Origin of the sequence: Pseudomonas sp. Marseille-P9899 (genome assembly GCF_903166565.1) — a bacterium.
GTDB lineage: Bacteria > Pseudomonadota > Gammaproteobacteria > Pseudomonadales > Pseudomonadaceae > Aquipseudomonas > Aquipseudomonas huaxiensis.
Map to the genome: position 1 here is coordinate 134,503 of NZ_CAESCG010000003.1, position 12,066 is coordinate 146,568.

Consider the following 12,066-nt stretch of genomic DNA (forward strand, 5'->3'; position numbering starts at 1 on the left):
TCAGATCACGTCACCCAACTGGAAGATCGGCAAGTACATGGCAATCACCAGGCTTCCGATCAGAAGCCCCAGTATCAGCACGATCACTGGTTCGAGCAGGCTGGTGAGGTTTTCGATCAATTGATCAATGGCCTGTTCGTGGTGGTTGGCGATGCGTTCGAGCATATCGTCCAGCGTGCCGGATGTCTCTCCGATACCGCACATCTGTACGCAGAGGTTGGGGAACAGTGGGTTGGCGCGCATCGCCGCGCTCATCGAGAGGCCATTGCCGAGGTCGTGGCGCAGGCGAAGAATTGCCTGTTCATATAGCGCGTTGCCGCAGGCTCTGGCCACCGGTCCGAGGGCCTCGACCAAGGGGATGCCCGCCGCGAAGCAGGTGCACAAGGTCCGCGCGAAGCGGGCCAGCGCTGCGTGTTGCAGCAGGGTGCGGATCAAGGGCAGGCGATGACCGAGGCGCAGCAGCCACAGGTGGAATTTAAGGTGGCGGCGAAAGGCCTGTTGCACCGTGATGCCTCCAGCCAGCAACAAGGCCGCCATCAGCAGGATGTGATTGGACAGCCAGTCGGCCAGGCCAATCACCATCAAGGTGAACGCCGGTAACTCCGCGCCCATGCCGGCAAACAGCACTTCGAACTGCGGCACCACCTGGAGCAACAGCAGGCTCGACACCCCCAGGCCCACCATCAGCACCAGCAGCGGGTAGATCATCGCCTTCTTCATCCGCGCCCGCAGGGTGGCGCGTTTTTCCTGGAAGGTTGCCAGTTGCTCCAGCAGGGTATCCAGGCGCCCGGAGGCTTCGCCGACCGCCACCAGATTGCAGTAAAGCGTGTCGAAGTAGCGCGGGTGCTTGCGCAGGGCTTCGGCCAGGCTGTGGCCGGCGCTGATATCGCGCTTGAGGGTGTGCAGCAGCGTGATCATGCGGGTGTTCTTGCTGCCTTCGGCGATTATGTCCAGGCCGTGCAGCAGAGGAATGCCTGCCTGGAACAGGGTCGCCAGGTGGCGGCTCAACTGGGTGAGTTGCGCCGCGCTGATCTGCCGCGAGAACTTCAGCGTCGAGACGCGGCGCGAATGGTGGATGCGAGTGGTATGGATGCCGCGTTTGCGCAGCATGGCCTTGATCAGCGCCGGGCTTTGCCCATCGCTGCGGCCGCTGACCCGGGCGCCGTTCCGATCGACTCCCTGCCAGTTGTAGGTTCTGGTTTTCATGGTTATGGCGACGTCCTTGTAGCAATTGGCCAAACACAATTCCCGTAACAGCTCCAGCCGGCAGTGCTTCCCGGCCCGCACTAGAGTAGTCGAGCTGCCCTGGCGGTCCTGCCTGGCAGGGTGACAAAAGGTGTCGGCTCGGGCCTACTGGCGCGCTTGTCGGCACAACCGACCGATATGACTTGAAGTTTCAGTAATTGGGGAATGCATCCATGAAGGGGCAACGCGGTATTACATTGATCGAGCTGATGATCGTTGTGGCGATCATTGGCCTGCTGGCGACCATCGCCATGCCGCTCTACACCAACCATCAGGCACAGGCCAAGGCGACTGCCGGCCTTGCCGAAATCAGTGCGTTGAAGACCGGTTTCGAGGTTCGACTGACCCAGGGCGCGGACATTGCCAATGTCACCCAGATTGGCGGCCAGGAACGCACCGCGAACTGCACCATCAGCGCCACGGCGGTAGCCGCCAACGGCACCGGCAGTATCGCCTGTACCTTGGTGGACGCACCGGCGCCGGTGCTTGGCAAAACCTTGACCCTGACCCGTTCGGCCACCGGCTGGAGCTGTAGCACCGACATCGGTACTGACCAAGCGCCGAAAGGTTGCGAGGCGAAGGATCAATAGCCTTATTAAACAGTGAATTGCGCAAGGCTCACGGCAGTGGTAGCGTTGGCGCCACGCCGGTGTAGCTCAGTCGGTAGAGCAGCGCACTCGTAACGCGAAGGTCGCAGGTTCGATTCCTGTCTCCGGCACCAGTAAAATCAAGGCTTGCAGCGATGCAGGCCTTTTTTATTTTTGGGGCGGGCTAGCGCAGGGCTAGCAAGATGGAGAATCTGAATTTCGAAAGAGTTCGAGCTTGGATCCGACTCTCCGGCTGGTTTACATGCTGGGAAACATTAGGATTTCTGCCCCTTTTTGCTTCAGATTCCTCATCTGGCTGGAGTGATCGGATCAATGGCCGACCGCAAGTTACTTGCGAGTCATTGGAGGCGGAGGTCACTTGATTCGGCGTTGGGCTGGCGATTCTATCCGCCCCATTTTTCTCTCAAACTCGCCAGTAGGCGTCCGAAGTGACTCTTAGTGCGCTTCTTTTTTTTCTACATCGAATGATGTATAAAAATCGGAACCCGACAAGAGAGTTCCCCATATGGCCATGGATTTTCTGGATCAAGTCGAGAGCTTGCCACCTGAGCAAGCGATTGAGCGTCTGCTGGGCATTACCGCTGAAGAGCTACGCACTATTGCTCTCCAGTGCTACCGCGTAGCCTCGAATGCCGGCCCGCTGCAGCCGAAAGGCTCTAGGGGCACATTGGCTTGGATCTACGGCACGGAGGCGCTTCGTGCGTTGACCATTCCCAAAGGCTGGAAGCCCACGGATCCTAGCAATCAGCCACGGATTGTTTCCCCGGATAACAAGCATGCGATCACGCTGTGTTGCGGTGATGAGAATACGGGCAACCCCTATGCCATACCGCTTACACGTAACAAGAGAGGCAACCGGACCAGTCGCAGCGTTCACTACAATGTTCGCCAGTTGGACATGTTCCCGGTGGAACTCAGCGATAGGCAACGACTCCCACTGGACACGACTGCTGAGCAGATCCTTTGGATGCTGCTTTTCTACGTAGATGTGGAAAATCAAACTGTGCATTACGAGCTCTCTAGGCCGATGAACATGGCCGACAACGGCAAGGTTGACGGATGGCAGCCGCGCTTTATCATGCCGCCCCTGAACCTTAATGCCCCCGAAGATTTCGGTGGGTCGGACACCAGTCCCTCTATCGATATTCCTGTGACACCGAGAACATGAACGACATAAGCGATTTCAATCCGGCCCGTTTGGTGCTAGCTCGTCAACGCCGTGGATGGACCAAGAAATCGCTTGCGGACGCAACATTGCTCAGCAGCAAGACGATTTCTTTGTACGAGAGTGGGGATCAACTCCCAACAGAAGAGAGCTTGGGCAACATTGCCCAGGCCCTTGGCTTCCCGATTACGTTTTTTAGTGGTCGCGATGTAGAGGCCCCAACGGAAGAAAATGCGAGCTTCCGTTCTTTTTCACGAATGACTGCTGGCCAGCGTGATGCAGCTCTTGCCGCCGGTGGTATTGCGTACATGCTAAGCGACTGGATCGATTCGCGATTTAACTTGCCGAGCCCTATGGTTCCGGACTGTTCCGGTATGGATCCCGAGGCCGCTGCAGAGGCGGTACGTGTTGAGTGGGGTTTAGGTCAGCTACCCATTAGAAATCTGGTACACCTTCTTGAGCTGAAGGGCGTCAGAGTTTTTTCCTTGGCCGAAGAAACCAATCAGGTCAACGCATTTTCTTGTTGGAGAAAAGGCACCACGCCGTTCGTTTTCCTGAATACCCAGAAGTCTGCAGAGGCGAGTCGGTTTGATGCCGCCCATGAGCTCGGGCACTTGGTGTTGCACAGACATGGCAGCAACAAGGGTAAAGAGGTGGAGAACGAGGCGAATGCTTTCGCGTCAGCCTTTCTCATGCCCTATCAAAGCATCCTCGCTCACGGCTGGAACATTCGCTCTGTAAAGGACATTGTGCGCGCCAAAAAGCTCTGGAATGTCTCGGCGATGGCGTTGGCCTACCGCCTTCACAAAACCAGCGTCCTCTCGGAGTGGATCTATAGAAGTATCTGTATCGAGCTTTCCACGATGGGGGCCAGAACTCAGGAGCCGGAGAGTTCTCAGAGAGAAACGTCACAGGTGCTTCAAAAAGTCTTGGGGCTCGCTAGAGATACTGGTCGCTCCTTGAGCGGAATTGCAAGAGAGTTGGATGTCGCGGTCGATGACCTGATTCCGATCCTGTTCAGTATGGCTCCCGTTGCCATAAGCGGAGACTTGGCAGCTCAACCGGTTACCGTACCAAGAAAGAAGCCCAATCTACGATTGGTTAAAACTTGACCCTCGTAAGACCTTTACACCAAAAAGCCGCCATCACAGGCGGCTTTGTTGGCACAAAACACTAGCTTCTAGACGCAACCGTCCCGCCAAGTCACCTTCCGGACCTGATCGCAGATACCTAGATGCCGTGTCTGCGTAGATAGCGAGAGATTTTAGCTGCAACCAAGTCTGACACATCGAAGCCGGCTCGGACTTGGTTGTATACGTTCTGGCTGACAGGCGAGTCGGGTCGTACATGCCCTGCGATAATCTGGTCTTCCAGGCGCGGGACTCTCAGCACAGTGGCCCCTCTATAGACGACAAAGCTCTCGCGAGTGATGAACGGATGGCAGCCTGCCTGGAGCACGCATGCAGGATCATGAAAGGCTCCGGGCTGAACAGTTGAGAAATTCACCACCAGCACGCTCATATCATTCAACTCTCCGCAGTGAACCGGATCGTTCATAACGACGTGCAGGTGGTGTGTAGGGCCAGTGAGGATGAAGAGCGTTCCCTGCTGAAAGACAGTCCTTGGCGGCATTACTTCATCTCAGCGAGTTTCAAACCAAGCAACTTGCGGCTTCGAAGCATCCCCACCTTTTCATGAGCTTGCATCTCGTTGAGCCCAAAGGATTTGAAGGTTACTTCAGTGTCGATCGGCTTGCTGGTGTCGCCTGGGTTCTCCCATTCAGGAAGAGTATGGACATACTCCACTAGGTCCCAGCGCTTCATGTGACCGAACTTGACGAACACTTCGTCGAGAATTTTCAAATCGGCCCGAGACAACTCATCAAGCTCATCCCATGCAAAGTCTCTCTGCAGAGTCACTTCGTTATCGTCGATTGGGGAAATGAACGAGCTCCATGCTTCACTTCTGCGGGTGCCTTTCATCAGGTCGAAGGTTGCAGACAGAACTGGACCGTTTTTCATGTTGCACTGGGCATCATCTGACATAGGAGCGTCATAACGTTCCATGCTCAAGCGATCAGCCAAATAGAGCAGCTTCATCAGCTTGATGTGGGCCATTGGGCCCTCGCGGCGAGCCAAAAAGAAAGCCGCCATGTGGGCTACTTTTTGTTCGGAAAAAATCAAGAGTCACCTCTCTTGCGCCATCCATGGGCATTACGGGTTCGCGGGCGCGAAATTATGGGCGCATGTATCCTTTAGTCAATAGAACCAGTGGGGCGTCCCAAAGTAGCTGACGAGCGGTCGAGCTACGCCCCTCCTGATACATCCTCTATCGGCTGAGTACCACGATCCTTGATCTGGGTATAGCACGCTTTTTGAGTGCGCAAGCAAGCAAGCGACGACATGATGGCAAACCGATTGCACAGTGAGAAAAATAGGACGCATTAGGGCACCATGTGTCCGGTCCATACAGGCATCCTGTGGTGATCCGGTTTTCATCACATTCTGCGTGGTGCCGAACTGGTTCCGAAGTGCGGGCCGCTCTCGTTATCTCAGATCACAGGCCCTGATGTACTCAGGCGAGACGCAGATGACGAAAGGGTCGTGTTAAGTCGCACGCCTCACCAGGCTTTTGGGTGACGGCCCGCCTGACCCCGTCCTGAGGCGCGCAACATTAGGTTGCCGCAGCAACCCTCAACGCCAACTCAGTCCTATTAGTCACCTCCGCCTTCCTGAACAGCGCATGAATCTGGTTCCGCACAGTGTTAGGGCTTGAGCCCAGTTCGCGGGCGATCTGCTTGTTACTGTTCCCAGCGGCAACCAGCTTCAGGATTTCTACTTCGCGACTTGTGAACTGATACCAGTTCAGACCGGTGTCCTGCTGGGCCTCGGTCTCTTCGGCTCTCAAGTGGTTCTTGTCACTGACATGATCGGCAAGCGCCACCAGCTCCGTTATCAGGCATTTGACCGTCTCGACATCCTTCCAGCGCTTGGTCGAGCTAATGACTGCAAACAGCAGGGTACTGTCGTTTATCTCGGTAGCGTGAATGGCGAAGCGTCTGCCCAGGGTCGGCTCCTGAAGGAGCAGGCGGCGACCGATGCAGGAGCACTGGCCGAGGTCGATGAGGGAGGGGGCCTTGACCGCAGCCCAGAGTGCAACAAGCGAAGCGCAGTGGCTTTGCAGGGTTTCAGGGTCTTCGTGAATCTCTCCTTCGAGGAAGAGGATTTCCTTGAAGTGGACCGTGGGCCCTTTGACGGAGGCGATACCTACGGCCGTACAGTCGATGTCCAGATCCCGAGCCGGGGCTGTCTGGAGAAAGTCCTCAAGCCCCTGCCAGGTGTTTTCGACATGTTCCATAGTCCGCACTCCCTGCTGATTGTGACCCCGTCAGCGCTTGGTGGGTGCGTATGAGAGGCCGGTTGGGGATTATATGGCCCAGACGGCCCCTCGCGACAATCGCTACTGACAGGGCGTCAGCAGCATCCAGTTGAACCCGAGCAGCAAGCTGCCGCTTGAGCCCCTTCAAACGGTGCCAACCCCTTGGTCACCTTCGGGTCTCTCAATGCCGGCGTATTGCAGTCGAACAGCACCGCTTCGGCCAGTGGCGGCTCGTTCACGCTGCGCAGTCCGAGGAACGAACCTTCATAGGGTGCCCGCATCATGAGGTCGTAGGTCTTGGCACACACCGCGACGCGCTCCCCGCGCCGATACACGTGACCATCGTCGTCACGGACTTCGCGCCACGGCCCCCGGTACATGACGGCCTGGCCCAGCTCCCAGCAAGGTCCTTGCTTGCCCTTGTAGGCCTGCACCGTGCACATCCGGACTTCAGCATCACCGATCCTGTCGATGGCTTCGTGGGCCGTCGCCGACCAATGCAGGGTTATCCCGTGGAAACCCGCGCGTTCGAAGGCAGCAATGACGGCGGTCTCGGATAGAATCCTGAGCGGTGCACCGGCCGGCGCGGAGCGGACGTTGTGCAGGGACGCCAATGGCTCGTCGCTCACCAGTACCCCGCAGATAACGGCGCCGGTCAGGCTGAGTGCTCGGAAGGCCTCGGCCAGCAGTTGCTGCTCGGCTTCGGCGCTGACCCGGTTCAGGGTGAAGTCCATGACGATCCGGCTGGCCCAGCCTGTCGCTACGGCAGGAGAACGCTCGATCCCGAAGCGCAGCTTTTCCTCCAGGGCGAGGTAGCCGTCGATGTCGCGCAGCACCGCGCGTTGGAGCAGCGTCTCGATCACGCCGGCATCGCGGGATAGGTCTGGCAGCGCCATGAGTCGAACGGCCCGGGCCTTGCCGACCAGCGCCGTGCTCTTGCGCAGGGAGCGCGGCTCGTGGTCTGCGATAAGGAGTTCGCCACGGAAGGCATCGGCGCACATGGCGAGCAGGTCGGAGTACGCGCCGCCCCACCAGAGCGTGCGCGGTGAGTCGGTGCCATTGGCCTCGCGGTCGAGGTCGTCACCCACCACGGACGCGATGTGCATCAGCTCCCGCTGCCAGGGTTCCAGCCTTGTGGCTGCGGTATCAAGCATGTTCATTGGCGGCGAGGTCCAGGGTGTCCAGGTGGTGGCGGAACTCGGTACGTGCCGGCAGATCCGCAGCAAAGCGTTCGAGGTAGCGCTGAATGGGTTGGGAGGAGCGAACGAACCGGTCCTGGCACACCTTCAGCGTTTCCATCGTGGTTTCGGTGAAGTGCAGTCCATGCTCACGCAAGGTTCGCAGCCATTGGCGATCGAACGCCCATGGGTAAGCACCGATCTCCAGGTTGGTCTGGGCGAAGGTCAGGTAGCCGCGCTGGCGGATGTTGATGGCCTTGAGGTCCACGTCCTGCAGGCTGTCGTAGAAGATCACCGTGTTGGGGCGGGTGACTTCGCAGAAGACTCGCCACAGGTCGCGCATGGGCTGGGCTGGTCGGCCACCACCAGGTTCACATATTCCCCCGCCGGCACCCAGCGGAAGATGCTGGCGATACTGGCCTGGAACACGTCCTGATGCAGCAGGTTGAGCGCCTGGTCAGTGGCAACGGTGTGCAGCTCGGCGTGGTGCCGGTCCGACAGCAGCCGTTCGATGCCCATCCATTGCTGATACAGGCCATAGCGCTTGCCGCTGTAGCGTCCGTCCACCGAGCTGCCGATGACGATCGACGGCCGGACCACCAGGAACGGGATGCCACACTCGGCAACCACTCGCTCCGCAGCGCGCTTGGTCAGGGTGTAGTTGGTCGGGTCTTTCGGCGGCTCGCTCAGAGCGGTTTCGGGCACTGGTGCACCGGAGTAACCCGCCGAGTAGGCAGTGGATACAAAAATGAAGAAGCTCACCCCGGCACGCTTTGCCGCGATGGTCAGTCTTTCGGTGAAATCGACGTTCATTGCCTGCAGGGCGTCGTTGTCGAAGTAGTCCAGGCACCCGGCGCAGTGAACGATGGTGTCCACCTTGCCCGCGCGCAGGGTGTTTTCCAGCAGTTCGACCGTGGCGGTTTCGGCGCCTTGCCAGTGAACCGTGGTGATCTGTCCGGCAACGTCGTCCGGTTTTTTGCCCAGGGCGAACAGCTCGCGCTGGACCTCCTCGGGAATGCTGCCGGTTTCCACTTCACGGCGGGACGGCAGAACCAGATGATCCGCCCAGCCATCGCTGAGCATCTGGGCGGCCATCAAGGCTCCCAGGAAACCGGTACCACCAGTGAGGAAGACACGCCCTCCATGGCGTGCGGTCTGGAGAGGCGTGTTCATCGGGCTCCTCCGCTTGCCACGTTGGGCGCCGTGGTAGTGGGCAACGCGCCCTGGATCATCGCCTGGTCGGGTACGCCGCCGTAGGACAGCAGTTTCTGATCGACGATGACAATCGGGAATGCGCTCAGGCCATGGGCCATAAACAGTTCGGACACCTGCTGGGCCAGTGCGCCTTCGGCTGCATTCAGCTCAGAGGTGATCTTCGGCAGGATGGTTTGTGCCGTGGTCACGGTGACGGTCAGCACCGGCCAGTCGAGCTTGGCAGCAGCCAGAGCCGCCTGCGCAGCTTTCTCGATCTGCTCATCGACTTCGTTGGTACCGGGCATGCAGCAACTGGCGGAGAGCACCACTACGGCATCGTTGCCCAGCGCGCGTTTGACCTGGGCGATATCTGCGTCCGAGGCCTTGTTGAAGAAACCAAACATGTCTTGTCCCTCTTGATTGAGTGGTTACAGCACGAGAGCGACGGCCAGGCCCAGCGCCAGGGCGCAGAGAACGACGGTCAGGGTGTGGGCTATCACCAACGGGAGTCTGAAAAGCCTGAACAGCAGCATCACCTCGGGCGGGCTGGTGCCGATCGCGGCCACGAGGAAGGTCACCAGCGGTCCGACCGGGAAGCCCTTCTCGATCAACGCGAAGCCGATGGGCAGTGCTGCGATGGGCGAGATGTAGAGCGGCACGCCGACCAGTGCGCAAGCCAGATAGAGCCAGGCGGCCGGCAAGCGATCGACGAGGCCCATGAGCATGTCGTTGGGCACGGCGCCGTAGATCAGGCCGCCGATCAGCAGGCCGACCAGCAGGTACGGTGCGACGGTGCGCAGTTCCTGTTTGGCGGCCAGCCAGGCGAAGCGGCTTGCCGGTTGCCAGCCCGGCCAGGCGGCGACTTTCTGCCCCAGGAAGGTTGCGCTGCTCTGTGGCGCCGGGGTGATGGTGACGTGCCTGGCCATGCCCAGGCGGCCTGCGATCACGCCGGCAGCCGAGGTCAGGGCAAGGCCAGCGATGATGAACACCGCCCCGGGGATGAAACCGACGGTCAGGAACAGCAGGATGAAGACGCCTTCGTTGACCACCGGGGACGCCACCAGAAAGGCGAAGCTCGGAACGAAACCCACCCCCGCCCTGAGCATGCCGCTCAGCACGGGAATGGTTGAGCACGAGCAGAACGGGGTAATCACGCCGCCCACGCTGGCAGCAAAGGCCGAACGCCAGCCAGATGAGCCAAGCAGCGAGCCTTGGGTCGCCTGAAAGGGCATCTTCTGCTGCAGCATCACCACGGACCAGGTGACCAGCAGGAAAAGCCCAATGAGCAGGGCACCATCCATGAGCAGGAACTCGAAGAAGGCGCGAACACCCTGCGCTAAGGTCGTGTTATCGGACATACAAGCTCCGCCGTTACTGATGGGCGGGCTGGAACAACGCTCAGGCGTTGGCCAGCCCTGCGTTCAAGGACGGGGTACCGCCGTAGGTCTGCATCGACTCGATCAAGGCGGCAGTTACCACCGGGTCGAAGTCGGCCTTGTCGAGGGTCTCGACGTAGGTATCCAGCGCCTCGATGCGGATTTCGTCGATGTCGGTCTTCAGGTCGCCCAGCGACAGGGAAGCGCAATCGATGTTCAGGCGGTCGCAGAGGAAGTGGCAGCCGGTGCTGACCATGCTGAACAGCTCAGGCATGACGCGGTGGTGAGCCCATTTCAGGCTCTCGTGGACGCCTTCCGGATCCTGGGCGATCAGGCTGCGGATGCGCGCCAGGCCGATTTCCAGGTGCTCCAGCTCGTCGTCGAGGATCTTGTTGGCCAGTGCTGCGGTGTCTGGGTCGCCCTGACGTACCAGGGTGCGGTACAGCACGATGGCCATGGTTTCGGTCATCAGGTCCTGGATCACCAGGCAGGCCGCCAGGTCCTTGTTCTGCACGGCGGTGCTGAAGTGCCGGCGGATGTTGAACCACTGCGGTTCGACGATCTCGCGCATGACGTTGTAGTCGTGGCGCTTGCCCAGGCTGGCCAGCATCTGGATGTGCTTGGACTCTTCGTGAGCCTGCTTGACGGTCTCGATCTTGCTCTCGGTGTCCGGCATCAGTGGGACCATTTCCGAGTAGTTTTCCACCGCCATGATCTCGCCTGCGATCGCGTTCGAGGCGATGTAGGCCAGCAGGTTGAAGTAGCCGTCGCTCTTGTTGTGCTCGGTGCCGAGCACTTCGCGGCGGCTGACGGAGCGCAGGTCGATCGGGGCGTGTGACGTTGGCTGAGTGCCGACAGATGCTTCTTGCATTTCTTGTCCTCCCATTAGGCTTCAAGGGCATTCCCTTGCCGCGACAATTGTCGGGAGGCTGCTGGCGCCGGGCCATAGTACATAGCTTCTATTCAAAGCCCAGGTCCCTACCCCCTACCATGAGTCAGATCACGACGCATCGGTCACTCGGTGCGTTTCATGGAAGAAGCTGGGGAACACGATGAAAACAAGAACCTGGGCGGCCCGGCACGTTGGTGTGCCTGCGCTGTGGATGCTGGGGGCGTTGTTCTGCCTGTCTGGCTGTAACCGCGAAGTAGAACCGAAGGCTGACACCAAGTCGATGCGCGTCAGCGTCGTCGGTGCCAGCACTATCGCGCCACTGATCAGCGAGCTGGCCAAGGCCTATGAGCAGGAGCATCCGGGCGTTCGCATCGAGGTGCAGGCAGGCGGAAGTGCACGCGGCATCATGGATGTGCGCAGCGGTACCGCCGTGCTTGGCATGGTCTCTCGCGATCTCAAGCCCGATGAGCAGGATCTTGAGCATGCACTGATCGCCAAGGACGGCATCGGCATGATCGTCAACAAGAGCAACCCGGTTGCCGGGCTGAGCAAGGAGCAGGTCATCGGGATCTACACCGGCCAGATCACCAACTGGAAGGAAGTAGGCGGCGAAGATGCGCCGATCACCGTGGTGAGCAAGGCCGAAGGCCGCTCCACGCTGGAGATCTTCAGCAGCTTCTTCGGCATTCCCTACAAGGACATCAAGGCCCACGTCATCATCGGCGACAACCAGCAGGGGATTCAGACCGTCGCCGGATCGCCTGCCGCTGTGGGCTACGTCTCCATCGGCTCGGCGGAATACGAAGCCGGGCAAGGCGCGGCGATTCGCCTGATCCCCATGGGCGACCAAGTGCCTTCGACCGCTTCCGTGGCCTCGGGGCAGTATGCGATCAGCCGTGACCTGAACCTGGTCTACAAGACGCCGCTGAATGAGCAGGTCCAGGACTTCGTGGCCTACGCGCAATCGAAGCAGGCCGAGGACTTCGTCACGCGGATGTACTTCATCCCGGTCGTGAAATAACGACCGGCG

Annotated in this window: 13 protein-coding genes and 1 tRNA gene; 5 read left to right on the forward strand and 9 right to left on the reverse strand. The window is 59.5% G+C overall.

Features of this window, described 5'->3' with window-relative positions:
- Positions 1-1,206 (reverse strand): type II secretion system F family protein, encoded by a 1,206-nt coding sequence (locus HWV67_RS16480; RefSeq protein WP_175652031.1) that lies wholly within the window; start codon positions 1,204-1,206, stop codon positions 1-3.
- A gap of 212 nt (positions 1,207-1,418) precedes the next feature.
- Here HWV67_RS16480 and HWV67_RS16485 point away from each other — a divergent pair, with 212 nt between their 5' ends.
- From HWV67_RS16485 to HWV67_RS16500, 4 genes are all read left to right on the forward strand, one after another.
- Positions 1,419-1,835, forward strand: a complete 417-nt coding sequence (locus tag HWV67_RS16485; RefSeq protein WP_175652032.1) for a pilin — start codon at positions 1,419-1,421, stop codon at positions 1,833-1,835.
- A 55-nt stretch (positions 1,836-1,890) separates the two neighbouring features.
- Positions 1,891-1,966: transfer RNA gene (locus HWV67_RS16490), tRNA-Thr, on the forward strand.
- A 392-nt stretch (positions 1,967-2,358) separates the two neighbouring features.
- The gene (locus HWV67_RS16495; RefSeq protein ID WP_110969593.1) at positions 2,359-3,021 is read left to right on the forward strand and encodes a hypothetical protein; all 663 of its coding nucleotides are present in this window, start codon (positions 2,359-2,361) and stop codon (positions 3,019-3,021) included.
- Positions 3,018-4,130, forward strand: coding sequence for a helix-turn-helix domain-containing protein (locus tag HWV67_RS16500; protein ID WP_075804446.1), 1,113 nt, complete (start codon positions 3,018-3,020; stop codon positions 4,128-4,130). Before HWV67_RS16495 ends, HWV67_RS16500 begins: the two co-directional genes overlap by 4 nt.
- 519 nt (positions 4,131-4,649) lie before the next feature.
- Here the strand turns inward: HWV67_RS16500 and HWV67_RS16505 are convergent.
- From HWV67_RS16505 to HWV67_RS16540, 8 genes are all read right to left on the reverse strand, one after another.
- Positions 4,650-5,201, reverse strand: coding sequence for a Panacea domain-containing protein (locus HWV67_RS16505; RefSeq protein WP_110969594.1), 552 nt, complete (start codon positions 5,199-5,201; stop codon positions 4,650-4,652).
- A 490-nt stretch (positions 5,202-5,691) separates the two neighbouring features.
- Positions 5,692-6,375, reverse strand: coding sequence for a response regulator transcription factor (locus HWV67_RS16510; RefSeq protein ID WP_175652033.1), 684 nt, complete (start codon positions 6,373-6,375; stop codon positions 5,692-5,694).
- Between the two features lie 116 nt (positions 6,376-6,491).
- Positions 6,492-7,556 carry a hypothetical protein gene (locus HWV67_RS16515; protein ID WP_157969678.1) on the reverse strand — a complete coding sequence of 355 codons (1,065 nt, stop codon included), beginning with the start codon at positions 7,554-7,556 and terminating at the stop codon, positions 6,492-6,494.
- A complete protein-coding gene (locus tag HWV67_RS16520) occupies positions 7,543-7,917 on the reverse strand; it encodes a hypothetical protein (RefSeq protein ID WP_175652034.1) in 375 nt (124 codons plus the stop codon). The genes HWV67_RS16515 and HWV67_RS16520 overlap by 14 nt, the downstream gene beginning before the upstream one ends.
- Positions 7,866-8,747 carry an SDR family oxidoreductase gene (locus HWV67_RS16525; RefSeq protein WP_175652035.1) on the reverse strand — a complete coding sequence of 294 codons (882 nt, stop codon included), beginning with the start codon at positions 8,745-8,747 and terminating at the stop codon, positions 7,866-7,868. Before HWV67_RS16525 ends, HWV67_RS16520 begins: the two co-directional genes overlap by 52 nt.
- Positions 8,744-9,172 carry a hypothetical protein gene (locus HWV67_RS16530; RefSeq protein WP_110969598.1) on the reverse strand — a complete coding sequence of 143 codons (429 nt, stop codon included), beginning with the start codon at positions 9,170-9,172 and terminating at the stop codon, positions 8,744-8,746. The genes HWV67_RS16525 and HWV67_RS16530 overlap by 4 nt, the downstream gene beginning before the upstream one ends.
- Before the next feature lie 24 nt (positions 9,173-9,196).
- Positions 9,197-10,126 carry a permease gene (locus HWV67_RS16535; RefSeq protein WP_110969599.1) on the reverse strand — a complete coding sequence of 310 codons (930 nt, stop codon included), beginning with the start codon at positions 10,124-10,126 and terminating at the stop codon, positions 9,197-9,199.
- Positions 10,127-10,166: 40 nt separating this feature from the next.
- Positions 10,167-11,015, reverse strand: a complete 849-nt coding sequence (locus HWV67_RS16540) for a ferritin-like fold-containing protein (RefSeq protein WP_157969679.1) — start codon at positions 11,013-11,015, stop codon at positions 10,167-10,169.
- A 181-nt stretch (positions 11,016-11,196) separates the two neighbouring features.
- Between HWV67_RS16540 and HWV67_RS16545 the strand changes: the two genes are divergently transcribed.
- Positions 11,197-12,057, forward strand: a complete 861-nt coding sequence (locus HWV67_RS16545) for a phosphate ABC transporter substrate-binding protein (protein WP_110969601.1) — start codon at positions 11,197-11,199, stop codon at positions 12,055-12,057.
- The last annotated feature ends 9 nt before the right edge of the window (positions 12,058-12,066 follow it).